The following is a 23,067-nucleotide window of genomic DNA, read 5'->3' as shown; positions in this document are numbered from 1 at the left end:
TTATGAAATTTATCTAAGCGGCTTTTTTGGCAGCTTCAACCACGGCGGAGAAAGTGGTCGGTTGGTTAGCGGCTAACTCGGCTAACACTTTACGGTCGAGCTGGATGCCGGCCGTATCTAACTGTTTGATTAGAACGCTGTAGCTAACGCCATTCTCGCGGGCGCCGGCGTTAATGCGGGTAATCCAGAGGCGACGGAAGTCACGCTTGCGGTTACGACGGTCACGATACTGGTACTGCATCGCCTTCTGCACGCCTTGGCGAGCCATTCGTGGGCTGGAGGTGCGAGCGTGCTGCATGCCTTTCGCGGCTTTAAGTAGCTTTTTATGGCGTTTACGAGCGGTAACACCGCGCTTAATTCTCATTATTTACCTCCGAGCATCTTTTTAACATTTGCCTTGTCGCCATCGCCAAAGCCGAATTCACGCGTAAAGTTACGCTTACGGGAATTACGCTTCTTGCTTAGCATGTGCGATCGAAAAGCTCGGCGGTGTCGTAGCTTACCGGTACCGGTTTTCTTAATTCGCTTGCTAGCGCCTTTATGTACTTTCAGCTTGGGCATTATTTCTTCCTGATAACCATATTAAGTTGTTTGCCTGTGAGTGAGGGTTCTTGATCTACTACCGCCACATCACTGAGAGATTCTACCATAGTTTGGAGCAGTTCATCGCCCAATTCTGGGTGAATGATCTCTCGACCACGGAAACGTACGGTCAGCTTGACCTTGTGTCCACGCTCTAAGAACTTACGTACCTGTCCCAGTTTGACATCGAGATCGTGTTGTCCGATCTTGAGCCCGAAACGCATCTGCTTCATGTCGTGCGTCTTCTGCTTACGACGAGCCTGCTGTTCCTGCTTGGTTTTCTCGTACTGGTACTTGCCCCAATCTACCATGCGGACGACCGGTGGTTTTGCCTGCGGCGACATCTCTACCAGATCGTATCCAGCTGCTTGCGCTTGCGCCAGTGCTTCTTGAGAGCTAACTACACCGAGCTGTTTCCCTTCGGCATCGATTAAACGCACCTCAGGTGCTTTTATCTGCTGGTTTAAGCGTGGTTTTTTGATCAAGGACTCCTTAAGCTCTTCCGTCAAAAGATTGTAACAACTCCGCTACCGGAGGTCAACTCGTGGTGGTGGAGCTGGGCGAGCTAGTTTTGCGGGCTGCCGTTACTGTCGTATTTGGCGGTGATAATGTGAATCGGTTTTTCCGAGAGGCGAATCCGAAACTGAGTGTCGATTATTTCGCGCCCATCTACTACGGCGCGGTAGGGATGGGGGAACTCCAGGACTATTACCCGAGCATGGAGCTGCGAAAGTAGCGCTGGTCGGGGTGTCTCACGCTTGAGCCAGCGCTGGAGCCGACCGGTCTCAGAGTTTTGGGTAGCTAACTGGACGAATAGCTCGTTGCTCAAACTGGGATTATGTAGCCGGGTATTGCTGATTTGCGCCTGCAGGATTGGGCCACGGATGCGGTAAGCACCATCGACCTCGATCAAGGCCTCAGCAGTAGAATCGTTAGTCGACTCCAGAACACAGGAGTGAATGAAACTGTGATCGTTAATATGTATCAGCCGGAAGCTCCGGAGGCGTCGAGCGGCTAAGAGCTCAACGGCATGATTCCAATCGCGAATGCCGATCTGTTGGGCAAGCGTATTGGTGTGACCGATAGGGATAACACCCACCGAGATCGAGGACTTACTGGACTCGTTCACGGCAGTTATGACTTCGTTGACGGTTCTGTCTCCGCCGACCACTACGATAGTCTGGGCGCCCTGGCGCAGGGCCGCTTGGGTGATACGGGCTGCATCATCGGCATCGAGGGTTTTGGCAAACTCTCCGTCGATGTCGAGCTGGCGTACCTTGGCCTGAAGCTTGGCCTGGATCGATTCAAAGCTCCTGTCGCCCGAACTGGGATTGACGATGTAGTAGTACATCGTGGTCTCTACTCCTCTTCGTCGGAGGCCAGGATAGAGGTCACGTTTACTTCGCCCCGAATGACTGCCCCGCTACTGACGGCTAGATCACCGGCCTGGAGACTGCCAGTAATCTGGGCGGTATCGCCACAGCTTAGAGTGCCTTCGGCCTGAATGTTGCCGATGACGGTACCGGCGACTCGGACCTGGTGAGCGATTAAGTCGCCGGTAATGGTGCCGTTAGCTCCGATACTTAAGTTGCCGTGCGTGGTGACATTGCCCTCTACCTGACCGTCGATCCAGATATCGTTGTCACTAGTGAGATCGCCTTTAATTCGCAGGTCATGGGCGATGACGGTGTCGGCTAAATTCGCCGGGGTATATGATTTCTTAGCCATTTGTCCTCCTAACCTTAGTACTGGGCTGACTCGTGTCTTGCATCTACCATACTGCTGAACCCCTTAAATTGAAAGCATCTGGGACGATCTACTCCTTAGGGCTCTTCGTACTCTTAGCGTTATCGAGCGCGGACTGCTCCTCGCGAGAAAGCGTATGATCGCTCGACCCGTAGCGAATCGGCTTGATGTAGACGCGGGTTCCTTCCCGAGAGTGGATGCTGGTAAGGATAAAGCCGCTGTCATGGTTATCGAGCAGTGCCAGGGTAAAGCTCTGATCACCACCGGTGTGCTTAAACGGATTGAAGCGGACGATGGCGGTTTTTTGCAAACTGGTGGCCGCAATCTGGGAGAGGTGCTGGTAGTTCTGCTGTAGGCCGCTGAGTTTATCTCGGGTAGTCTTAACCTCAGCAAAGTACTGCTCGATCGTTTCCTCTAGGTTGCCGTCATCATTGAGTCCGGCGAATAGTTTTTCTATGCGGCGGTGGAGCTTTGCTTGCCGCCACAGTCCTAAGAGGGCGAGAGCGGCAGCAGCAGTAGCGATGACGATAGCGAAGAAATAAGGTTCTAGCATATAGTCTTAAGTATAGCGCATGCCCGGACTTTGCCCATACCTTATTTCAGCACTACCTAACTTAAATCTAACAGAGATGATACCGATTTGTCGGTAGAATTTATATTCCAAATTGCGTACCATAATTATAGTTATGCCCAAAAAACGTAAGACTCGCCAGCAGAAAGAACGCCTCCAGGCTCGACCCCGATCTAGTGCGTTCGTCGATACCACCCCGGTTGAAACTCGCACCACTAATGTGAGGCCACCTAAAGCAACAGACAAATCAGATGAGCCGGACAGCCATCAGCTACAGCGTGTGCGGTTAATGAAGCTGAGCCTGCTAGTCTTCGCTGTCTTAGCGATAGTGCAGTTGATCTTCTGGTGGTCACTGCGGAGTGGGGTGCTACCCGACACTTGGACCGAGCTCCTACTCGGTTGAGGTGTGAGCCGGCTGTCGATACTGCAGTGCCTCACTGACGTGGGTGACTTTTATCTCTTCAGAATCATCCAAGTCGGCGATGGTGCGGGCTACTTTTAAGGTGCGTATATAGCCGCGGGCAGAGAGATCCAGTCGCTGCATGGCCTGGGCTAGTAGTTCGGCTGTAGTCGCATCGGTCCGGCAGTAGCGCCGGACTGCTTGATTATTCAGCTTAGCGTTCGGATAGTGAGAGCGACGGTGCGCTCGCTCGCGAGCCCGTTTCACTCGGCCGGCGATTGTGCGACTTGGCTCACCGGCTGGGGGAGCTAGCAGCTTGGTGTGTTCGACCCTGCCTACTGTGACGTGCATATCGATTCTATCTAGTAGCGGTCCGGATACTTTCTTCTGGTAGCGGCTGATAGCCGCCTGGTCACAGCTACATTCGCGTCGTTCATCACCGAGAAAGCCACAAGGACAGGGATTCTGAGTGGCGACTAGCATGAACTCGGCCGGGTAGGTGACACTGCGCTTAGCTCGGGCCACGGTGACGGTGCCGTCCTCTAGGGGCTGGCGTAATACCTCAAGTACATGGCGGCGAAACTCCGGTAACTCGTCTAAGAATAAGATGCCGTGGTGGGCTAGCGATATCTCACCCGGAGTAGGGTTAGTTCCACCCCCGATGATAGCGATATCACTAGTGGTGTGGTGGGGCGCACGGAAGGGACGGGTAGTGACGATACGGTAATCGTGGGCACTACCGAGGGAGTGGAGCTTAGTGATGGCGACAATCTCCTCCCGAGTGGGTGGGGGCAGAATCGAGGTCAGGCAGCGGGCGAGCATGGTCTTGCCACTACCGGGAGGTCCGCTGAGTAAGATGTTATGTGCTCCGGCGGCAGCGATTTCGAGGGCTCGCTTGGCCTGTTGCTGGCCATGTACATCGGCGAGATCGAACTCAGCCTGAGTGTTTCGCGGTAGGCGCCGGAGCGTTGGTGCGACCGTTAAGCTGCGCTCACCGACTAGGTGGCGGTAGAGAGCCCGTAGATTCTTAACCGGATATATTTTAATGCCGCTGATCAGTCGGGCCTCATCCTGACAGGCGGCCGGAATGAAGATCCGTTTAAAGCCGGCTTGAGCAGCGGTTTGGACGTAGTTAAGGATGCCGGGAACCGGTCGGAGGGTGCCGTTGAGAGCTAGCTCGCCAACGAATACACTTTTAGCTAGAGCCCCCGTGTCGATCTGCTCACTAGCGGCTAAGATAGCTACGGCTAGAGGTATATCGTAAGCCGTACCGTCTTTAGGGAGGTCGGCCGGGGCGAGGTTCAGGGTGATGCGTTTGCGCGGCAGCTCTAGTCGGCTGTTCTTGATGGCGCTACGGACGCGTTCTTTCGCCTCATCTATGGCTTTGTTCGGTAGGCCCACTACTGTGATGCCGGGCAGGCCCTTGCTCATGTCACATTCAGTTTCTACTATCTGGCCGGCGAATCCATCGTTTGCAGCGGTATAGACCTTAGCCAACATCGGGGGTTTTAATGTGTTTCTGATACCACTTGCAGGCATACTCGGGACTGATAGTGTTAATGTGCGTGCCGGTGTTGAGCTCGTAACCACCCAGGATCGAGAGGCGGGGGATGACCTTGATAAAGAAGTGATTGTATTCGTCGGCGATGCCTTCCTGGAGGTGATAGTTATAATCCACCCCGTTACCACCCAGGGCAGTAGCGACACCTTTGAGGTGGTCGGCTAGGGAGCGCAGCTCTTCAGTACTGAGATTAACGATAGAGTGGGACTGGCGGTTAGGAATGATCCAAATCTCTAGCGGGTATTGGCTAGCGTAGGGAGTGATGGTAGTGGTGAAACGGGTATGAGCTACGGCTCGTTGGTCCTGTTCTAGCTCCCAACGAATGACGTCGCAGAGGGCGGAGGTATCGTGCTTGAGCTGATACTCGGTTAATACTTCACGCTCGCGACGGACTTCGGGTGGGATAAATTCACTGGCGATGATCTGGGAGTGAGTATGGGCTAGGGTAGCACCGGCCTGCGGTCCGTGGTTTTTAAAGATACTGACGTAGCCGTAACGTTGGCGCAGTAAGTGAGTGCGATGTTGATAGGTTTCTAGCACCGCCTGGATCTGTTCAATCGATAACTGATGGAAGGGAGTGTTGATGGCTGGCGTCTCGAGTACTACTTCTTGAGCCCCTTTAGCGCGGGTACTACCGGGAGAGAGGGCCGGGTAGTCGTTAGCTACTACCTTGATGCGCCAGCCTCCCTCCTCGTTCGGCACTTCGTACAGGCTGGGGTTAGACTCAATCTGTGGCTGCAGCTCGGTTTTCTGGCTCAGCACTTCTTCCGATTTAGGCCGTGGGCGTTTGTTACGACGAGGGGCGATGACTACGTATTGATTAAGGTAGTAGTGCTTACGAACCTGAGACGGTTCATCGCTTTGCGACCGGTTATGAGTATTTTTATCCACCATGATGCTTGTGGTTTATTGTAGCAAATTACTCGGATAAGAGTAAATCGTCCCTTGCTCCGTGACAGGAGTTACTAACCATTTATGGCTAGTAACTCTTACCGCTCTCGGGGTGCATGTGTTAAAATAGTGGCATGGGGCTGATTAGCTTCGACGTGAGTATTTTGACAACCTATTCAGCGAGCCGGTTCGGTCTACACGTTAGTTGGACCAACCCAAATAAATGTAAACACATTTACTAGTAAGGTGAACAGTTTTCTAGCTTCAGTTTCTGAGGCTATGACTCCTCGAAACCTTGCGACAGCTGTAGCCTAACCGCCGCAGCCATCAATTCCGTGATTACTGGATAACGGAAATCTGGTGACATTTATCCGGTGTAGGGCAGTTCGTACGTCAGAGGCGAACCGCCTGAAGCTTTACTGTGACTATAGATAGTTCTTTTTTGTCGGTTTGATCGGGAAATATCTGAAACTTTTCAAACCGAATACGCTCGTAGCGGGATAGGAAGTTAACTTGCGGACCGGGGTGCAATTCCCCGCAGCTCCACCAATGAAAGTGCCCGACGATAGTCGGGCTTTTTCATTGGTTTAGTTTTGTGGTGGGGAATTGCACCCGAGAGGGCTTAAGCTGCCGGTGGCAGCTTAAGAATTCCTTGCTTGGCCGAGCGAGAAACGCATTTCGAGCGAGCATAATATGATACGATTCCCCGCAGCTCCACCATTTTGTCAAAATTTGATCCTTCGGGGTCTTTTTTGTTTTTTCCTAAGGTGTAAATTGTGCTCAATTTGGGGGTGTGAACTTTTGCAGAATTATCTATATAAAATTCGCCGTTAATAATATTTGTACGACACAGTTATATATTAATAAGTATCAGTATAGTATTTTGTAAGTATGGCCAGACAGAATCCAGAAGTATTACTAAAGAATAGTTTATCCAACGCTAAGCTAAATGATGGCTTTATAGATGTGGACACAATTAATTTTGACCCGCTATATAAGATAGTGGATTTGAAGCTTTATGATTCGGCAATTGATTGGCCGTTTTTCTGGAACATGCTTATCACAAGTGCTTTCAAAGTCAGTGATTTTAACCGTGAATCTAGAGCCATGACTGCTGCCGAAAAAGATAAAGTCATAACTGATATACATAAGCTGGCTTCAGGAATTCCTTATATTTATAAATTTTATTACCAATTACCTGATGATTATTGTGGTGGCCTGCAAGATCTTGATAGCATTAAGATAATTGAGGTTGACCAGAAAAGATTTAACCAATTCAAAAGTAAAAATGAAGTTAAGGGTCAGGGACTTGCCAAAGCTTTGAGAGAGCAGATGTTTGGCGATAACATACCTAAAGTTGGCGAGAAGTACCTCTACATTGAAGATAAAGGTCTTGTTAGGACTGGAGAATACGCATTTCTAGAATCAAATTACAGTCCAGATAGATTAGTAGGACTTTATTATTCGCTACATGTCGTATTCGGCACACTCGCAACAAATAGTATTAGGAGACATTCCCCCACTCCGAGAGTATTTAAGTTAGATGACAAATATAATTCAAACTTCAAAAATCCGCTAAAAGCCTCTAGAGCTACGACGCTTTCTTTCAAGAACGATAAGGATAGAATTAATGCCGTAAATTCATTGTTTAAGGATATTTCAAAAAAACAATCTGCAAAAAATAAAGAAAATGCACGGATTCAATTATGTAATGCTCTCTATTGGTACCTAGAGTTCTTGAATAATGAAGATTGGAGCCTACAACTAGTTTTTCTGGTATCGGTAGTTGATTCACTATTCCCAACTAGGAAACACAGTATAACAAATAGTAATATCGTACCGACGATTAGCGAAAAGGCACCTGTAATAGCTGAGACTATTTCAAAAACCGAGTCCGATAGAGAAAATTGCATAAAGCACATAGAGAAGCTGTTTAATGCTAGACACGAAGTCATTCACGGCAAAATTGAAATTCATGGCTACAGTAAGGCAACATCAACCGAAAAGGCTGAGTACAAGGACCTAATTAGCCAGTCAGAACAACTAATTAGGGATTACGTTGTCTCTAGGATTAAGAGATTTATAGCAAGCTAACCCAAAATGATATAATTAAGTTAGATACACGATGCATCTAACACTCATCATAGGACTCGTACTGAAATAGTACAATCTTTATAAAATGAATAAGGTGGTATACCCTCAGGGGTTATCTATCTCTGTTGAGCGTTTTTGCTTGTATTTATAGTCGTTCCAGAGTAAATCCCGCCACCGATGCACCTCATCTATAATGAGGGGTGAACTTTTTTCGAGGTGCTCCACCAATGAAAGTGCCCGACCATAGTCGGGCTTTTTCATTGGTTTAGTTTTCGAGAGGGGAATCGCGCCCGCGAGGTCTAAAGCTGACAGCGGCAGCTTTAGGATACTTTGAGTGAGCCGCAGGCGAACCATGAGCGAGCAGAAAGATAAACGATTCCCATAATATGGTACCCTTAAAACATTACTGATGGTAAACAATTTTACTTTTGAGCTAAGAGCAAAGTGTTTGCTTATAAATAGTAAGTTATATAATCAACGGAGGGCACAGTGAGATTTATAAAGATAGCTTTATGGGGCCTCTTAAGTCTATTCTCCCTATCTCTTTTAGGTGAGTTTCTTGGGTCAATTCGTCCAGAAGATAATGCTGGAGCACTAACAGGTAGTTTATTCGGTATTTTGTTGGCTCTTGGGCTTCTTTTCGTAAGTATTAAGGCTATTTATAATACATGGACTAAAGACCGGTGGTAGGTAACGTAGATAACTAAGGAAGTGGTTCGTCATGTACGGGGTTAACGAACTAAAAGATCACTACTATCCACAACTACACGGGAGTAGTTGTATTAAGTGAAAGCAGGAAGAGCGGATGCTACTTAGGCTAGGGATATGTGTCTGAAGAAAAAGCTCGAGCGTGTAACTTATGTTTCTGGTAGTCTCCTCCCAGCACACCCCTTCAGTGCTTTAACTCGTTCAGGGCTTTGTGCCAACTTTTTCGGACTTTCTCTACCACGAAAATACTATTTGGGTATTCCCCACAGCTTCGATGAGGTAGATGCAGGGATTCATTCTACCTCTGTTAAGTATATAGTTGCCTTGAGTGCTCTTCCAGTGAGGATTAAATCTGGATCTTCAGCGAAATGATTCTTTATGTCTTCATCTGTCAGAAGTCGTTTTATAAAACGAGTATTACTAACTCCAATTCCATGAATATGTAAATAACCTATCCCACTCTTTTTGTTAAGCTCAATTTTATCAAGCAGTTGTTCCTTCATTTTGTCTGCTGGAGTACCAAGTCCTACGAACATTGCTAAAGGTGATTCTGTCACTATTGTTTTATATATCTCCAGGTATTCATCGAAACCTATTTCGCCACTCTTGATAGATTCATAGAGAGGCTTAATTAAGTTATGAAAATATCCGGAGCTGTACAAGTTACATATCATTCCGGCTCTAGGGCCATACCTGTGTATAGCTTGTCCTTTAATTGGACCTACGTTCTTGCCAGAATCAAACCTGATCTTTACGAGAATTGCCACCTCCAGCATAGGTACATCGCCCTTAGGAATCATTGGCCTAAACTTGTCTAGTTCATTCTCAAAGTCTGCTTCGCTTAACTCTGCATCAATTTCTCTGTAGCTTTCTAGGTTTGCTTCTTCAATGACAATATCGTTGTGCTCTATATGCAAAGGAAGCTCTTTTATAATTCTCTCCGCTAGATCTCTACCTTCCGGAGTCGAATCGCTTATCACTAACTTGTCGTCCTCGATTGATACAGGGGGCAGATTAGTATTATCTGAATTTATTTTGACATGCTTAACGATATTGATGTTTATGTTAATATTCTCAGGTAGTAGGTTACTTAACCACTCGAACAAGATTATTTTTCCTTTAGTTTTTGTCTAAGCCGTATAAGTGAAGAGGCGTCTTTATTAATAAATTCAAGCGATCCTTTTCTTATCCCGCCAAATCTCTTTACAGTAAGCTTTCCGCCGAGGTTGTCTGGCACTGGCCTGCCGGTGCTCTTGTCTACGACCTGACCTTCTTGTGCTGCAAGACTAAAAGAATCTAGAATTCTAGATTTGTATTCCTTATCATATGAAAATATCATTGCTGCTCCCAGCTTGAATTGTTAACTTTAATTATAAATCTAAAAGAGAATTAATAATAGCACAATGTAGATTGCGGCTAAATAGAATGCAGTGAGTTCTCGTCATATATTCATTAGCTTACCTAACCCGATTCATCTTCAGTCTAGGTAACTCACTCGCATCTTCCGGTAAATAAGCTGCAACTTGACCAGCAGCTACAGTTTCTGGGGTAGGTTTCCGTACCGGTGTAGTTTCATTTGGTGCCAGAGTCGCTGATACCAGCAGAGCTGCTGCTGTCCCGATTAAGTATACATGAGGTAGAGATGTCTGGTTTTTGCGCTCCATAGGTAAAACCTCACAGGTTAGTTCTCGCTATAGTAGCTGAAACATAGGAAATAGTTAAGCGTCCTTGCTTTGACCCTCATAACCACAAGCGCTATAGTAGTGGACAAGAGAACTAGAGAAAAGTGAGGCAGGGTGGCCCGAGAGCTTACTACTAAGATTAAAACTAGAACTGGTGATGACCTGTTGTTGCGTCTGCCGCCCCGCCTGAATCAAGCTAGCGTCGAGCGGGCTATGGGCTATATCGAGGCGAAGTGGGGGCAGTTAGAGACAGCCTGTCCGACCGATACTGAGACACTAATCGGCGTTCCACATCCTTATTTCACCCCGGGTAGTAAGCCGAGAAATGGCTTTATCCATAAGGAGATGTACTACTGGGATACCTACTTTATCGCCCTCAGCCTGCTCGGTACTAGTCGGGAGCATCAGGCCTACGAACAGGCCGACAATCTACTACACCTCCTAAAGCGCTTCGGCATGGTGCCGACCGGCAATCGGCTATATCTCACCTCACGTTCGCAGCCACCTCTGCTAAGCTCGCTTCTACTCGACCTCTACGATCACGACGGTAGTAAGGAGTGGCTGGCACCGCGCATCGAGCTGGCCAAGCTGGAGTATCGTAACGTCTGGCGCGGCCGAGAACAGCCGCACTGGCGTGATGTTTTCCATGGCCTAAGCCGAAATTACGAGATAAATGTGCTCAATGATCTGGCTGAGTGTGAGAGTGGCTGGGACTACACCACTCGCTTTCACGGGCGAGCGCTGGACTACACCCCGATCGACCTCAATGCGCTGTTGTTTAAGTGCGAGAGTGATTTTGCCCGGGCGGCCTTAATCCTGGGCAAACCGCAAGAGGCCGAGCAGTGGCAGGAACTGGCTCAGGAGCGGCGCAAGACGGTCGATAAGTATCTCTGGAATCCTAAGGCTGGCTTTTACTTCGATCATAACTACCAGACCGGTCGTCACTCGAACGTTTGGTCGCTAGCGGCTTATTATGCCCTCTGGTCTGGCATGGCTAGTGCCGAGCAAGCGGCGCACTTAGCGGCGCACATCGAGAAGTTCGAAGAGTACGGTGGATTAGCTACAACCTTAGAATATCCTCACGTGGCCGAACACCAGCCGGCGCAGTGGTCTCATCCTAACGGTTGGGCGCCATTACATCTGTTAACTATCCGAGGACTAGCCAGATATGGCTATGAGGAATTGGCCGCTAGAATCGCTCACCGTTGGCTGCACAACAATCTGCAGGGCTTTATCAATTCGGGTGAGTTTTTCGAGAAATATAACGTAGTAGATATCGCCGTCCCGCCTAAAGATGGCGTCTATCCTAACCAAGTCGGCTTTGGCTGGACTAACGCCGTCTTCGCCCAGCTAGTGCGGGACTATCGCACCACGCTCCTATAGGTCGACGACGCGCAGTACTTCCTCAATTGAGGTCTCCCCGCCCAGCGCTTTAGTAATCCCGTCCTGCAGCATAGTTATCATCCCTTCGCTGATGGCCAGCTCCTGCAGGCGCTCGACCGAGAGGTCGCGGTTACTGGAGATCTCTTCGTTAATAGCCGGACTCATTTCGAACTGTTCTAGGATACTGAGTCGGCCCTGATAGCCGATGTTGTGGCACTGATCGCAGCCGACTGGCTTGTAGAGCATAATCTCGGCTGGCAGGTCGGGCAGGCCCTGCATGGCCTTCGTAATCGTCGCTATCACACTAGGATCGGGTGTGTAGGCAACCTTACAGTGTTCGCAGAGACGGCGTAGGAGCCGCTGAGGCATGATGAGGCGGATAGCAGAGGCTAGGAGAGGGTTATAGTCGATAAGGTCCAACAGGCGGCTAAGAGCGGCGGCTCCGTTGGTAGCGTGGAAGGTAGAGAGGACGAGATGGCCGGTCAGAGAGGCTTGGAGGGCGGTACGGGCTGTTTCTTTGTCACGAATCTCACCGATCATGATGATATCGGGGTCTTCTCGCATGACGGCACGTAGGTTGGTCATGAAGGCATCATCGGTATCCAGCTCCTTGTCATCAGTGACGACCGGAATCTGGGTAATGCCAGATATTTGATACTCGACCGGATCTTCCAGGGTGATGATCTTAACCTCGGTTGAGTTGAGCTGGTGCAGGATAGAGTAGAGAGTCGAGCTTTTGCCGGAGCCGGTCGGGCCGACAGTTAGCACCAAGCCGTGCGGGCGAGAGACGATAGTATCGACCACTTCCCGCTGGCGTTCGCTTAATCCCAAGTTATCGAGGCTGAGGTACTCTTCTTGAAGATTGAAGATCCGTACCACTACGTCACTTCCGTGCAGCGTCGGCACCGTCTCTACCCGCATGTTAACCTCGACGTTCTGTTTGTCTTTACCGATCAGGGTAGCTTTGGTGCTACCGGTCTGCGGGTAGTCGGCGTTCCAGCGGATGTGCGCCTGCATCTGGATCTCGTTTAGTAGTACTTTATAGCGCTCTTCTGTGAGTCGACCGACTACGTGTAGCCGACCGTCGATCCGAAAGCGGATGCGGGCGCCGCTCGGTTCTGGCTCGATATGCACATCGGAGGAGTCGAGAAGGTAGGCTTGCTGGGCGATGAAGTTAAACAGTTCCGACTGCTGGGTGCTATCGAGTGTATCCCCGAAGAGATCGATCTCGGTGCTATCTTTCAACTGTTGGTGAGTCTCGAGGATTTGGTCGGCTAACTGGTCGGCTAGTTCATGCGGACTGGGCGGTTTCGGATCGTCACGGTGGGCATGCTCGTAGTGACGTTGGCGCAAGGCGTCGAAACCGGACTGGGACAGATAGGTAAAGAAGACGCGGTGCTCGGGAAAGAGTTTTGGCAGCTCCTCCAAGCTGGTTTGCGGTGTCTGCAGGCTAAAGCCGACCTGGAGCTGCTGGGCGTCCACACTAACCGGCACAACTTTATAACGATCGATTTCATCTAGGCTCAATAGGTCGGGGTAGAAGCTCGACTCGTCTAATTGGCGGGAATCGGTGTAGCTGACACGGAGCAAGTCGGCCCGGCTTTTGGCCGCTTGCTCTTCCTTATTTCGTACCGCCTCATCCGCCTTATTCATATAGTGTATGGTAGTCGATTTTGGCCTTAAATACCATAAGCGACATAGCTACTTAGCTTACGGCAATAAAAAACCCCGAGTTTGTTTCGGGGCTTTTTATTGATGTGTTTGATGTGTTTGTGTGTTATTTTGTCTGTTGATTTTTAGGTAAGCAACGGCTTTGGTAAGCCGTTGCTTAGGGAGCTTTATTTTACGTTTTTGTTTTTGAGCACTTTTGTTATTCAAAGTGCATATACTTAAGATATACAACTCTTATGCTAGTGTCAACAATATTTTAGCGTTTTATAATAAAATTATCGTTTTAAGGCGCGGTCGATTTGGCGTCGAGCATCGCGGCGCTTAAGTACTTCGCGTTTGTCGTGTTTTTTGCGCGAAGTACCTAGTCCGATTTCTAGCTTAACTAAGTTTCGTACTAAGCCGACGGCCAGCGGCAATATATGTTGGCCGTCGTTTTGCGCAGCCCGCAGGCGAGCAATCTCGGCCTTATGTAGTAGCAATGGACGGTCGCGTTCCGGCTCGTGCTGTGTGGCCGCCGGGGCGTAAGGGGATATATGGGCTCCGGTGAGGTGGGGCACGTCATTAATGAAACGAATATAGCTGCCCTTGAGGCTGATCGACCCGTCTTTGACGCTTTTGACCTCTGTACCACGCAGAATTAGACCGGCAGTTAAGGTGTCGGTGATATCGTAGTCAAATCTAGCTCGTTTGTTCTTCGCGATTATCTTCATCCCTTCGATTATACCTATCAAATGCGTATAATGAATGGTAATGAGCATAAGAGAGAGCCTACAAACAACTATCCGGCAGCGGGTCAAAGAGTGCTATGATCTTGATATAACAGGGGTAGATATAGCGTTGCCACCTGCCGAGCAGGGAGATTATGCTACTAATATCGCTTTTCAGCTGGCTAAAGAACTGGGTCGCTCGCCGCTAGCGATTGCGGAAGAGTTAGCACTCGAGCTAGTCGACCAGAATATCACCCAAGCCGAAGCAGCGGCACCAGGCTTCATCAATCTCCGCCTGTCTGAGCCTTACTGGCGGGATTATTTTGTGGCTATCGATGATAACTTTGCCCGTAGTAACAGGGGTAGCGGGGAGAAAGTTCAAGTCGAATACATTTCTGCTAACCCGACCGGTCCCTTGACCCTAGGGAATGCGCGCGGCGGCTTTATCGGTGATGTATTGAGCAATGTCCTTACTTCTCAGGGGTATGAGGTGACACGGGAGTACTACTTTAATGATGCCGGCACCCAGATCGGCAAGCTGCTGGAGAGTTATACTGCTCATGTCACAGACAAGGTGGACGACGACACCCCTTATAGGGGAGAGTATATGCAGGAAGTGGCCCAGCACCCTAAGCTGCGCCACCAGATCGCTGGTTTAGTTGAGTCTACCCCAGTAGAAGAAGGGATTTTGCTCACCAACCATATCTTTGACACCTACATTAAACCGGCCCTAGCCGCCGCTAATATCACTTTCGATCGTTTTACTAACGAACGAGTTATTAGCACGGAGTTCGATGGCATCCGACAACAGCTGGACTCCCAAGGCTTATTAGAGGAGCGCGAGGGTGCTTTATGGCTTAAGAGTACTGTTTTTGGCGATGAACGTGATCGAGTGTTGATTAAATCTAGCGGTGACCTAACCTATTTGGCTAACGATATCGCCTACCATCACGATGTTTTCGTTAACCGTGAGTTTGATCGCGCGATAAAGGTATGGGGGGCGGATCACGCTGGTCAGGTCCCATCACTGAAGTTGACAGTTAATCAGCTATTTACAGGGAAAGAGATCGAGTTTCTCATTGTTCAGTGGGTGCGGCTAATTAAAGACGGACGGGAGTTTAAGATCAGTAAACGAGCCGGGACTTATGTAACGGTAGATGAGTTGGTAGAGCGGGTCGGAACAGATGTGGCCCGCTGGTTTATGTTGATGCGCAGTAACGACACGCATATGGATTTCGACCTTGATTTGGCGGCTGAACAGAGTCAGAAGAACCCGTTTTGGTACGTAATGTATGCATATGTACGCCTGCAGGCGATTAATAATAAGGCGGCTGAGCAGCAGTTGAAGCCAGGTTCAGCACTGGGTGAGCTTAGTGCTGGTGAGCAGGCTATTGTGCGCCAAGTAGCGGAACTGCCGGAGCTTCTAGGGACTATCGCTCGCACCTACGAAGTGCATAAGTTAACTTTCTTCGGACAGGAATTGGCCCGGTTATTTCACGACTGGTATGAGCAGGAGAAGATCATCGATTTGCCGCCCGCAAAAGCGGCAGAAAAGCTCTACTTCCTGGCTCAATTGGAGCAGGTTTTCGAGACTTACTTCGCCCTTATGGGTGTGTCGCCTCGTAAAACGATGTAGTGCAGGATATCCTGAAAATAGCGTAGTAATTATAACTACGAACTATCTGTTATAGCTCTGAGACATGCCCATCAAGTCCGTCGCTATTAGCGGTGTGTATTGACCCTAAATCGATCGAATACTGGATTTATTGTTTTAAATACAGTCTTAGCTAACTAGCCATATTTGGCTAGTTGGAATTTAAGGATGAAAATCGATGATTTTCGGTTGGCACGCTAGTGTGTTCGTTTCGTCTGAGTGGCACTAAATCGACTGCTAGAATTCATAAAAAAGTGTAGAGTAGGGGAATGGTAAAAGTTAATCTACATCGCGATCAAGCTTGGCTGGAGGATCTACTAAGCCGTACCTGGCGTGACTATTTTAGTGACGTCGAGCGCGTGAATAATCTACGCATAGAATTCGGTCGCCGGGCTAAACGCCGGCTGGGCTCGATCAGTGTCGATCCGAAGCAGAGTAGCCAGTCGGTAATTAGAATTAATGGGTGGTTTCGCCAGTCGGAGATACCGGAGTTCTTAGTTCAGTCGGTGATAGTGCACGAGCTCTGCCACTATGCTCACGGGTTTAACTCCGGAGCGGAGGAGACGCAGCACCGGTATCCGCATGCCGGCGGGGTAATCCGCCAAGAGTTTGCGGGGCGAGGTTTGGTCGCACTCTACGATGAGCAACAGCAGTGGCTGAAGGAGCACTGGGGGGCCTTCATACGGAGTAATCACCCCCAAGCCAAGCCAAAGCGACGACCAGCTAAGCGCCAGGTGGCACAGCTGCCAGCGTTGTACCAGAAGTGGTTTCGCTAACATAGAGTCGGTTATATCCACTGCCTCTATGGCTCTGCTATCATCTAGGAGATGAAAGACTACATCAGTATTAATCAAGCGGCTTACGATGCCACCGCCCCAGAGTTTCAAGCTAAAAAACGGCTAAGGAGTGAGAATACAGCTGCGTTAGTGAGGGAGCTTAGTGACTACTTAGACCTAGAATACCCAGCCACCGATATTAGGGTACTGGAATTAGGGCCGGGTTCAGGCTACGCGGCTAAACTACTGTGTGATAGGGGGTACCAGGTGACTACTATTGAGTTCTCGGAGCCAATGGCAAGATTAGCTCAGATTACGGCTCCTGCCGCTGAACTAATAGTAGATGAGTTTATGAGCCACGACTTTAAGGGGCAGAAGTTTAACGCTATCTTTGCTGTTGCATTTATTCATCTGTTTACTCGAGATGATGCAGAGACTATAGTTCGGAAAATGTACCAACTGTTGTCTTCCGGTGGCATTGCTTTGGTGTCGACCACTCAGCATGAGGTATCATGTGAAGGTTATGCGGAAAAGACGAATTTTCATGCTAAATCAGTTAGGTTTCGTCGCTTTTATAGCCAGGAAGATTTTATTGAACTACTTTCGGTTGCACCGTTTCAGCCGTTGAAATTATTACAGAGTACCGATACGGAAGTAGAGGGCAGACAGTGGATGGGCTACTTGCTCAAACGTGAGTAAGCCACAGTTACCGTTGATATAGGGCGGGTGGACACAGTCTTACTCAGGGCGGGGATAGAATCATGAGCACTTCTACTGGTCGGGGTGGCCGGATTTGAACCGGCGACCTCTGCGTCCCGAACGCAGCGCGCTACCAAGCTGCGCCACACCCCGATGAGATTAATTATACCTAACCCACCTCATTTTAGTGCAGCCCATTTCTAACCCCGAATTTGTAACTAATTTATTTGCGATCGTCAAAAAATTTGTTACAACTTTTCATGGCTTAGGAAGGGGTGTGTACTTGGGTTTGAGTTGAGAGGTGCGGTGGGGAGAGGGCTGTCATTGCATAGTAAGCCGCTGTACTAGGTGGGGCTTAGCCGTAAATTCTATCAAGAACTGAGTGCTATACTCAGGATCATGGACGCGGTAGATATTATTAGTGAGATACGTGAGCTTAATCTGCCCGACGACAGAGGTAGAGTTAGCACTGGCAAAGGTGAGTATGTCGTTGTCGGCGGGGCTGTTAAGGCGCTGCACGGCTTAAGACAGACCGATGATATCGATATCGTAGTGTCGTCTCATCTTTACCATCAGCTAAAAGCGGCGGGCTGGACTTCGATTACCTTTCCCGATGGTAATGCAGGTCTAGCCTGTGACAGAGTAGAGATTATGTTGAATTGGGGTGGGGAGTTAGAGCAGCTGCTCCCGTCCGCCGAAGAGACAGAGGGTATTCCGATAGTAGGTCTAGAGAAAGTACTGGAGTGGAAGCTAGTAGCTAATCGCGCCAAAGATCAGGCTGATATTTTGAAACTTAAAGCCTATCTGGGTCGCTAATCCTTGGGATGCCACTTATCGTCGTCGCCTTTAGCGTACTTTTGTTTAACGGCATTCCAGGCTACCCGGTGGGCGGCTTCCTCACGGCTGCCACCTTGTTTACGATCCGCAGGGTCTTCGTACTGCTCCCAGGCACTGTTGTAGGCTTCCTTGTAGATGTCCTGGGCGTGCTCTGGCAAAACGTTACGTACGCCTTCCGGTAGTTCATCGCGTTGTTGATAGGTCATAGCTAAGCCTCCCCTTATTCTCTCTTCATTATACCAACTACCCCCTATGACACTGGTAGGGTGGCTGCAGAGGGTGACGGCTTCAGATTCGAATTAAGGCAGGAAAAAGCCCTCCGGGTGGAGGGCGAGTATGATGACAGACTAGGTGTGGAAAGGGGTAGGCCGGGGAGAGGAGGGGCAAAGTGCGCCCGCGCGAGTCGACGCCTGGTCGAGTGGCTCTCCTCTCCCCGGACTGTACGCTCCCTGGAAGGAGCTTTCTTAGGGGTGCTTCTGCTCCCGGATGCGTTTGCGGTGGCCACCGGTAGATCTGTTCCGCCGAGTCGGTGGTTATCCAGCGCAAACGCTAGCGTTTCTCGAGTACCATGCGCACTGGGCGCCTCCAAGGTCGTCGAGCCGTTGCGAGGTGGTGGATGGGCCGGAATTACTCCATGCGTTCCTTCCGTCTAGTCTGTCAAGGTGGTTGGTTGTCCGTTATTAGAGTGAAAAGGCTTCAAGAAGCGTCTTCATAACGAAAAACTTATTAGAGTAAAACATATAATATATATTGTGTCAACGGGCTTTTAACGACTTGTAGCCGATTTTATCGCAATTTAAAGTTACTGCCGTTACAATAGAGACCATGAATCAGGAAGTTGTGCTCATACTAATCGTGCTACTGGGCTTCGGAGCGCTATTTCTAGGCCTCCGTGGGGTGATGCAGAAGCTACTGCTACAACTGCACGAGAAGAATGAAGCTCAGCGGTCGCAGTCCCGCGAAGAAACCGATAGTAGTGTACGAGGACTGCTGGACGATAACCGTAAACAGCTCGATCTGATGATCGGCCAGCTTAAGGAACAACTGAAGTCCTCCCAGACCGAGGTACGGGCACTCAAAGAGCAGAATGCCGGCATCCGACAACACTTGCAGCAGTCGACCGAGCTGACCGAGAAGCTGCGAGTTTCGACCGAAGGGTTACAGAGTCTGCTCTCAAACAACCGTCTGCGGGGGGAGTGGGGCGAGCAGGTGGCGGAGGACCTCTTGCTGGCGGCCGGGTTTGTTGAGGGACATAACTACCAGAAGCAGTCGACGACTGCCGAGGGTCGACCCGACTTTACCGTTCTGCTACCGGACGGCTTTAAGGTTAATATCGATGCTAAGTTCCCCTTCGACGACCTAGTCCGCTATCAGGAGGCGGAGAATGATAGCCAGCGGGCTAAGGCGCTTAAGGCGTTTGAGACTTCGGTAAAGACCAAGGTGAAAGAGGTGACCTCAAAGGACTACATCGACCCCTCTAACCAGACGGTTGATTTCGTGGTGATGTTTATTCCCAACGAGATGATCTTCAGCTTTATCTATGAGAAGGTGCCAGGCATCGTCAGCTACGCTAGCGACCGCAAGGTGATGCTGACAGGTCCTTTCGGCTTTACGGCTTTGCTCCGGCTTGTGCTGCAGGCACACAAGAACTTCCACTATGAGAAGGAGTTGCAGGAGATCGTCGGTTTGATCGAGCAGTTCCAGCGCCAGTATGAGATGTTTGGTGAAAGTCTGAGCAAGGTAGGCCGTAGCTTGGATACAGCCCAGAAGGCCTTTCACGATACTGAGGGTCTGCGCCAGCGTCAGCTGACACGGGTGGTAGATAAGATTACAGAACAGACTTCGGATGCTAAACTATTGCCAGAGAAAGGGAGTGATGAGTAAACCCGTAATTCTAACCGGCTTGAGAGCCAACAACGATCTCCATATCGGTAACTACCTAGGGGCAATGCTGCCAATGGTCGATATGGCGAAGACCCATGCTGGTGAATACCAGCTTAACTTCTTCGTGCCTGACCTGCACAGCTTCACTACGCCGATCGACCACTCGCAACTGTATACGCAGACGATAAACAACCTGCGCATGTATGTGGCTGCCGGTCTGCCTCTCGATCAACCCGATATATACATCTACCGCCAGAGTTTCATTCCCGCCCACTCTGAGCTGACGTGGATACTTGATTGCTTTACTGGCTTTGGTGAGATGCGTAGGATGGAGCAGTTTGAGTCAAAGGCTGGTCTCACGAGAAGTTCTGGAGCAGAGATCTATCTATATGCAAAAAGAAGGGGAGGGAAATACGTTCTGGATACAGATGATATCCACAAGCTTTTTGAGCAGTATAAGCACGATGTAGAATCATTTAAACGATTACTCAGTCGACACCATCTTAACAATAGAAAGCTTCGCAACATTACTACTGGTTTATTCAACTACCCAGTCTTAATGGCGGCCGACATCCTACTCTATGGAGCTACCTACGTCCCAGTCGGGGATGATCAAACCCAGCACCTTGAGTTTACGCGCGATATCGCAGAGCGGATGAATAATAAATTCGGCGAGCTATTCCAGCTGCCTCTACCGGTACAGCAGCAGCATGAGTTTTTCGGTAAGGATCAAGGATTACGGATTCGTGACTTGATGGACCCGACTAAGAAGATGAGCAAGAGCGATGCGACCGGTAAGGGGGTCGTTTTCCTTCAAGACACCCCAGAATCTGTGCGGAAGAAGATTATGAGTGCGACTACCGATAGTCTTGGGGCAGTAGCTTACGATTATGCGACTCAACCCGGGATCAGTAATCTGCTCGATATTCTAAAGTTACTGGGGGGAGACCCAGCTGAGTTTATCGGCCAGCCCCAGTACGGACCACTTAAGACGCGGGTAGCTGAGATGACGGCTGAGTTTATCACTGACTTTCAGGCTAAGTTAGCTGCTGTCGATGAGTCCGCCCTCATTGCCAAGCTTGAAGCGAGTGAGGTGGCTATGGATAGAGTAGCTAAGGAGAAGCTGAGCCAAGTACAACGAGCTCTCGGTCTCCGCTCGGCTTAGGTAGCAATCGACTCACAGCTATAAACTAGTTGTTCGTTCGATTTTAAGAGTATTTGCTGGTATACCTAGAATTTTATCCTAGGTCTTATAGATAAATTAATAAATGCTTTTATTAATTTATAACAGATTAGCTGTAGTCAAATATTCTACATTATTTTAGGCTTAGAGTATTGACAACTCTTAACCCTTGTGCTAACTTGTACCTAAGCTTTTAGTTAACACAAACAAGTTACATAAAAATTAAAAGCCCACTTTAACAAATATCCAGCAAGGGAAACTTTGCCGGATAGTCCACCTCCTTTTCGGACGTTCGCCCTAGGTAGGGTCAACCTGAGCGCCAAGCTAGTGCTCAGCTTGGCCTTACCAAACCCCCTTGGGTAGGGCGAACGTCAACCTCGCTCACTTACCTTCGGGTACTATAGCGATGAGTCAACGCCCATAAAGCATTCGCTTGCTGGAGGGCGAGAAGTCTGGCCTGCACTTATCGCAAGATAGGAGAGCGGCCGACCGATTATGGCGGGGCGACAAGCGCTACATACTTTTGTTTTTGGGCGGTTTTGTCGTCTCGTCTATTCATTTTTATAACCTATATCCCGGCTTAGTGCCGGGAATTTTATTTTATTGCCGCGGTGCTAAGTTTTAGTCGTCGCCTAGGGTCGAGACTGGTATACTGAAAGTTATGTTGAATAAGGCGATAGCTCTAGTGCGGATCGTGACCGCCCTCCTCTTCGGTGGTCTGCTAATGAGTCTGTTTTTGACCAACCCGGATTCACTCGGTCCTTTCGGGTTAACGGCTTGGTTCAGCGCCTTGCTGGTGGCATTCACGGGCTTGCTGATGCTTGGTTTACTGCGGTGGCGCTACGAACGAAGTCGGGCCGGTTTCCTGCTGGCGCTCCGCCGAAGTTTTCTCGCTAGTCTCTGGGTGGTGGCATTACTGGCGCTCAGTAGTTTGCGCCAGCTGAGTATTAGAGATATCATTCTCTTAACAGTTTTAGGGGTGTTAATCGATTTTTATATGCAGCGAGTCCAACGATGAGTCATACCGGCGATATTCTTAAAGAATTAAATAAAAAGTTGAAGTCAGCCGAGACCGCAGCTGAGGTCGAGGACCTACGGGTCGAGTATTTGGGTCGTAAAGGGGTAGTGACCACGGAGTTGCGTGGTATTAGTGAGCTACCGGAGCAGGAACGGGCGCGAGCTGGTCAGCAGCTAAATAAACTTAAGATGGATTTACAAATTGCCTTAGATAAGCGACTGGATGATCTGCAGGCTAAACAGCTGGAGAGTGAGAGTAGTGAGTTTATCGATATGACTCGGCCCGGTGTAGGGCCTGCTATCGGTCGCCTGCACCCGGTGGAGAGTCTGCAGCATGAGATGGTGGAGCTGTTCTGGCAGCTTGGCTTCCAGGCGGTAACGGGTCCAGAGATCGAAACCGACTGGTACTGCTTCGAGGCGCTTAACATCGGTCCCCATCATCCAGCCCGCGATATGCAGGATACTTTTTATTTAGAGAATGGATCGATTCCGCGAACCCATACCTCTAGTGTGCAGATTCGCCACATGGAGACCCATAAGCCGCCGATTCGTATCATCGCCCCAGGCAAGGTCTACCGCAACGAGGATGAGGACGCTACCCACATCTGGAGTTTCCGCCAGCTGGAAGGTTTAGTAGTCGATAGGGGCATTAGTATGGGCGACCTCAAGGGCACTCTCGAGTATATGCTAAAAGGTATCTTCGGTGAGGACACTGAGTTGCGACTGCGTCCGAATTATTTTCCTTACACTGAACCTTCCGTTGAGATGGACGCTAGTTGTCAGAACTGTAATGAAGCTAGTCAAGCTGGCTGCCGAGTCTGCAAAGGTACTGGCTGGGTGGAGCTGGGCGGGGCTGGGATGGTGCACGCCCAAGTCTTCCGCAATGTGGGTATCGATCCGGAGATATATACGGGGTTTGCCTTCGGTTTCGGTCTGGAACGGATCGCGGCTATAAAGTACCAGCTACCAGACCTACGAGACCTGTGGCGCCCTAACCTTAAATTCCTGGAGCAGTTCTAAT

The 23,067-nt window shown here is 49.4% G+C and carries 26 protein-coding genes, 1 tRNA gene and 1 other RNA gene; 12 read left to right on the top strand and 16 right to left on the bottom strand.

Annotation, left to right across the window (positions count from 1 at the left end; all coding sequences use genetic code 11):
- Positions 1-13: 13 nt before the first annotated feature.
- The 6 genes from rplT to WD467_01385 all read right to left on the bottom strand — a co-directional run bounded on the left by rplT (position 14) and on the right by WD467_01385 (position 2,881).
- The gene (gene rplT, locus WD467_01410) at positions 14-364 is read right to left on the bottom strand and encodes a 50S ribosomal protein L20 (protein MEX2452553.1); all 351 of its coding nucleotides are present in this window, start codon (positions 362-364) and stop codon (positions 14-16) included.
- The gene (gene rpmI / locus WD467_01405) at positions 364-561 is read right to left on the bottom strand and encodes a 50S ribosomal protein L35 (protein ID MEX2452552.1); all 198 of its coding nucleotides are present in this window, start codon (positions 559-561) and stop codon (positions 364-366) included. Before rpmI ends, rplT begins: the two co-directional genes overlap by 1 nt.
- Positions 561-1,091 (bottom strand): translation initiation factor IF-3, encoded by a 531-nt coding sequence (infC, locus tag WD467_01400; protein MEX2452551.1) that lies wholly within the window; start codon positions 1,089-1,091, stop codon positions 561-563. Before infC ends, rpmI begins: the two co-directional genes overlap by 1 nt.
- Before the next feature lie 56 nt (positions 1,092-1,147).
- The gene (locus tag WD467_01395) at positions 1,148-1,933 is read right to left on the bottom strand and encodes a diacylglycerol kinase family protein (protein ID MEX2452550.1); all 786 of its coding nucleotides are present in this window, start codon (positions 1,931-1,933) and stop codon (positions 1,148-1,150) included.
- Positions 1,934-1,941: 8 nt separating this feature from the next.
- The gene (locus WD467_01390; protein MEX2452549.1) at positions 1,942-2,310 is read right to left on the bottom strand and encodes a polymer-forming cytoskeletal protein; all 369 of its coding nucleotides are present in this window, start codon (positions 2,308-2,310) and stop codon (positions 1,942-1,944) included.
- A gap of 88 nt (positions 2,311-2,398) precedes the next feature.
- Positions 2,399-2,881: a DUF4446 family protein gene (locus WD467_01385; GenBank protein ID MEX2452548.1), complete on the bottom strand. Its 483-nt coding sequence runs from the start codon at positions 2,879-2,881 to the stop codon at positions 2,399-2,401.
- 133 nt (positions 2,882-3,014) lie between these two features.
- On the opposite strand from WD467_01385, the gene WD467_01380 reads away from it, so the two are divergent.
- Positions 3,015-3,302, top strand: coding sequence for a hypothetical protein (locus WD467_01380; protein ID MEX2452547.1), 288 nt, complete (start codon positions 3,015-3,017; stop codon positions 3,300-3,302).
- On the opposite strand, the gene WD467_01375 is transcribed toward WD467_01380, so the two are convergent.
- The gene (locus tag WD467_01375) at positions 3,291-4,838 is read right to left on the bottom strand and encodes a YifB family Mg chelatase-like AAA ATPase (GenBank protein ID MEX2452546.1); all 1,548 of its coding nucleotides are present in this window, start codon (positions 4,836-4,838) and stop codon (positions 3,291-3,293) included. The two genes, WD467_01380 and WD467_01375, sit on opposite strands and share 12 nt — an antisense overlap.
- Complete coding sequence (locus WD467_01370) at positions 4,789-5,754, bottom strand: DUF4931 domain-containing protein (GenBank protein MEX2452545.1); 966 nt, start codon at positions 5,752-5,754, stop codon at positions 4,789-4,791. Before WD467_01370 ends, WD467_01375 begins: the two co-directional genes overlap by 50 nt.
- A gap of 133 nt (positions 5,755-5,887) precedes the next feature.
- Here WD467_01370 and ssrA point away from each other — a divergent pair.
- Positions 5,888-6,300, top strand: a transfer-messenger RNA (tmRNA) gene (gene ssrA / locus WD467_01365).
- A gap of 342 nt (positions 6,301-6,642) precedes the next feature.
- Positions 6,643-7,845 (top strand): hypothetical protein, encoded by a 1,203-nt coding sequence (locus WD467_01360; protein MEX2452544.1) that lies wholly within the window; start codon positions 6,643-6,645, stop codon positions 7,843-7,845.
- Positions 7,846-7,950: 105 nt separating this feature from the next.
- On the opposite strand, the gene WD467_01355 is transcribed toward WD467_01360, so the two are convergent.
- From WD467_01355 to WD467_01340, 4 genes are all read right to left on the bottom strand, one after another.
- Positions 7,951-8,106 (bottom strand): hypothetical protein, encoded by a 156-nt coding sequence (locus WD467_01355; GenBank protein ID MEX2452543.1) that lies wholly within the window; start codon positions 8,104-8,106, stop codon positions 7,951-7,953.
- 740 nt (positions 8,107-8,846) lie between these two features.
- On the bottom strand, positions 8,847-9,659 hold the full coding sequence (locus tag WD467_01350; protein MEX2452542.1) for a hypothetical protein: 813 nt from the start codon (positions 9,657-9,659) through the stop codon (positions 8,847-8,849).
- Between the two features lie 2 nt (positions 9,660-9,661).
- Positions 9,662-9,892: a hypothetical protein gene (locus WD467_01345; GenBank protein MEX2452541.1), complete on the bottom strand. Its 231-nt coding sequence runs from the start codon at positions 9,890-9,892 to the stop codon at positions 9,662-9,664.
- Between the two features lie 118 nt (positions 9,893-10,010).
- On the bottom strand, positions 10,011-10,217 hold the full coding sequence (locus WD467_01340; GenBank protein ID MEX2452540.1) for a hypothetical protein: 207 nt from the start codon (positions 10,215-10,217) through the stop codon (positions 10,011-10,013).
- A gap of 132 nt (positions 10,218-10,349) precedes the next feature.
- On the opposite strand from WD467_01340, the gene WD467_01335 reads away from it, so the two are divergent.
- Entirely contained in the window at positions 10,350-11,618 is a 1,269-nt protein-coding gene (locus tag WD467_01335; GenBank protein ID MEX2452539.1) for a trehalase family glycosidase, read from the top strand.
- Here WD467_01335 and WD467_01330 read toward each other — a convergent pair.
- Both WD467_01330 and smpB read right to left on the bottom strand, forming a co-directional pair.
- Positions 11,613-13,271: a GspE/PulE family protein gene (locus tag WD467_01330; protein MEX2452538.1), complete on the bottom strand. Its 1,659-nt coding sequence runs from the start codon at positions 13,269-13,271 to the stop codon at positions 11,613-11,615. The two genes, WD467_01335 and WD467_01330, sit on opposite strands and share 6 nt — an antisense overlap.
- Positions 13,272-13,564: 293 nt before the next feature.
- A complete protein-coding gene (gene smpB / locus WD467_01325; GenBank protein ID MEX2452537.1) occupies positions 13,565-13,999 on the bottom strand; it encodes an SsrA-binding protein SmpB in 435 nt (144 codons plus the stop codon).
- Positions 14,000-14,039: 40 nt separating this feature from the next.
- On the opposite strand from smpB, the gene argS reads away from it, so the two are divergent.
- The 3 genes from argS to WD467_01310 all read left to right on the top strand — a co-directional run bounded on the left by argS (position 14,040) and on the right by WD467_01310 (position 17,125).
- Positions 14,040-15,632, top strand: coding sequence for an arginine--tRNA ligase (gene argS, locus WD467_01320; protein MEX2452536.1), 1,593 nt, complete (start codon positions 14,040-14,042; stop codon positions 15,630-15,632).
- Between the two features lie 287 nt (positions 15,633-15,919).
- Positions 15,920-16,426, top strand: coding sequence for a hypothetical protein (locus WD467_01315; GenBank protein ID MEX2452535.1), 507 nt, complete (start codon positions 15,920-15,922; stop codon positions 16,424-16,426).
- A 51-nt stretch (positions 16,427-16,477) separates the two neighbouring features.
- Entirely contained in the window at positions 16,478-17,125 is a 648-nt protein-coding gene (locus WD467_01310) for a class I SAM-dependent methyltransferase (protein ID MEX2452534.1), read from the top strand.
- Between the two features lie 76 nt (positions 17,126-17,201).
- Here WD467_01310 and WD467_01305 read toward each other — a convergent pair.
- A tRNA-Pro gene (locus WD467_01305) sits at positions 17,202-17,278 on the bottom strand.
- Between the two features lie 246 nt (positions 17,279-17,524).
- Here WD467_01305 and WD467_01300 point away from each other — a divergent pair.
- Positions 17,525-17,941: a hypothetical protein gene (locus WD467_01300; GenBank protein MEX2452533.1), complete on the top strand. Its 417-nt coding sequence runs from the start codon at positions 17,525-17,527 to the stop codon at positions 17,939-17,941.
- Here the strand turns inward: WD467_01300 and chaB are convergent.
- The gene (gene chaB / locus WD467_01295; GenBank protein ID MEX2452532.1) at positions 17,938-18,168 is read right to left on the bottom strand and encodes a putative cation transport regulator ChaB; all 231 of its coding nucleotides are present in this window, start codon (positions 18,166-18,168) and stop codon (positions 17,938-17,940) included. The genes WD467_01300 and chaB overlap by 4 nt on opposite strands.
- A gap of 619 nt (positions 18,169-18,787) precedes the next feature.
- Here chaB and WD467_01290 point away from each other — a divergent pair.
- The 4 genes from WD467_01290 to pheS all read left to right on the top strand — a co-directional run bounded on the left by WD467_01290 (position 18,788) and on the right by pheS (position 23,066).
- The gene (locus WD467_01290; protein ID MEX2452531.1) at positions 18,788-19,846 is read left to right on the top strand and encodes a DNA recombination protein RmuC; all 1,059 of its coding nucleotides are present in this window, start codon (positions 18,788-18,790) and stop codon (positions 19,844-19,846) included.
- Positions 19,839-21,011 carry a tryptophan--tRNA ligase gene (gene trpS / locus WD467_01285; protein MEX2452530.1) on the top strand — a complete coding sequence of 391 codons (1,173 nt, stop codon included), beginning with the start codon at positions 19,839-19,841 and terminating at the stop codon, positions 21,009-21,011. Before WD467_01290 ends, trpS begins: the two co-directional genes overlap by 8 nt.
- A 679-nt stretch (positions 21,012-21,690) precedes the next feature.
- Positions 21,691-22,047, top strand: coding sequence for a hypothetical protein (locus WD467_01280; protein ID MEX2452529.1), 357 nt, complete (start codon positions 21,691-21,693; stop codon positions 22,045-22,047).
- Positions 22,044-23,066 carry a phenylalanine--tRNA ligase subunit alpha gene (gene pheS, locus WD467_01275; GenBank protein MEX2452528.1) on the top strand — a complete coding sequence of 341 codons (1,023 nt, stop codon included), beginning with the start codon at positions 22,044-22,046 and terminating at the stop codon, positions 23,064-23,066. Before WD467_01280 ends, pheS begins: the two co-directional genes overlap by 4 nt.
- Position 23,067: the final 1 nt, after the last annotated feature.

This window comes from Candidatus Saccharimonadales bacterium, from assembly GCA_040903985.1.
Classification (GTDB): Bacteria; Patescibacteriota; Saccharimonadia; order QS-5-54-17; family QS-5-54-17; genus JBBDUI01.
This window is presented reverse-complemented; position numbering and strand designations above follow the sequence as displayed.

Bases quoted from the DNA above. Each gene is read 5' to 3' on its own strand.
- rplT (MEX2452553.1), bottom strand. From the start codon at position 364: ATGAGAATTAAGCGCGGTGTTACCGCTCGTAAACGCCATAAAAAGCTA.
- rpmI (MEX2452552.1), bottom strand. From the start codon at position 561: ATGCCCAAGCTGAAAGTACATAAAGGCGCTAGCAAGCGAATTAAGAAA.
- WD467_01395 (MEX2452550.1), bottom strand. From the start codon at position 1,933: ATGTACTACTACATCGTCAATCCCAGTTCGGGCGACAGGAGCTTTGAA.
- WD467_01390 (MEX2452549.1), bottom strand. From the start codon at position 2,310: ATGGCTAAGAAATCATATACCCCGGCGAATTTAGCCGACACCGTCATC.
- WD467_01385 (MEX2452548.1), bottom strand. From the start codon at position 2,881: ATGCTAGAACCTTATTTCTTCGCTATCGTCATCGCTACTGCTGCTGCC.
- WD467_01380 (MEX2452547.1), top strand. From the start codon at position 3,015: ATGCCCAAAAAACGTAAGACTCGCCAGCAGAAAGAACGCCTCCAGGCT.
- WD467_01375 (MEX2452546.1), bottom strand. From the start codon at position 4,838: ATGCCTGCAAGTGGTATCAGAAACACATTAAAACCCCCGATGTTGGCT.
- WD467_01370 (MEX2452545.1), bottom strand. From the start codon at position 5,754: ATGGTGGATAAAAATACTCATAACCGGTCGCAAAGCGATGAACCGTCT.
- WD467_01360 (MEX2452544.1), top strand. From the start codon at position 6,643: ATGGCCAGACAGAATCCAGAAGTATTACTAAAGAATAGTTTATCCAAC.
- WD467_01355 (MEX2452543.1), bottom strand. From the start codon at position 8,106: ATGAAAAAGCCCGACTATGGTCGGGCACTTTCATTGGTGGAGCACCTC.
- WD467_01345 (MEX2452541.1), bottom strand. From the start codon at position 9,892: ATGATATTTTCATATGATAAGGAATACAAATCTAGAATTCTAGATTCT.
- WD467_01340 (MEX2452540.1), bottom strand. From the start codon at position 10,217: ATGGAGCGCAAAAACCAGACATCTCTACCTCATGTATACTTAATCGGG.
- WD467_01330 (MEX2452538.1), bottom strand. From the start codon at position 13,271: ATGAATAAGGCGGATGAGGCGGTACGAAATAAGGAAGAGCAAGCGGCC.
- smpB (MEX2452537.1), bottom strand. From the start codon at position 13,999: ATGAAGATAATCGCGAAGAACAAACGAGCTAGATTTGACTACGATATC.
- argS (MEX2452536.1), top strand. From the start codon at position 14,040: ATGAGCATAAGAGAGAGCCTACAAACAACTATCCGGCAGCGGGTCAAA.
- WD467_01315 (MEX2452535.1), top strand. From the start codon at position 15,920: ATGGTAAAAGTTAATCTACATCGCGATCAAGCTTGGCTGGAGGATCTA.
- WD467_01310 (MEX2452534.1), top strand. From the start codon at position 16,478: ATGAAAGACTACATCAGTATTAATCAAGCGGCTTACGATGCCACCGCC.
- WD467_01300 (MEX2452533.1), top strand. From the start codon at position 17,525: ATGGACGCGGTAGATATTATTAGTGAGATACGTGAGCTTAATCTGCCC.
- chaB (MEX2452532.1), bottom strand. From the start codon at position 18,168: ATGACCTATCAACAACGCGATGAACTACCGGAAGGCGTACGTAACGTT.
- WD467_01290 (MEX2452531.1), top strand. From the start codon at position 18,788: ATGAATCAGGAAGTTGTGCTCATACTAATCGTGCTACTGGGCTTCGGA.
- trpS (MEX2452530.1), top strand. From the start codon at position 19,839: ATGAGTAAACCCGTAATTCTAACCGGCTTGAGAGCCAACAACGATCTC.
- WD467_01280 (MEX2452529.1), top strand. From the start codon at position 21,691: ATGTTGAATAAGGCGATAGCTCTAGTGCGGATCGTGACCGCCCTCCTC.
- pheS (MEX2452528.1), top strand. From the start codon at position 22,044: ATGAGTCATACCGGCGATATTCTTAAAGAATTAAATAAAAAGTTGAAG.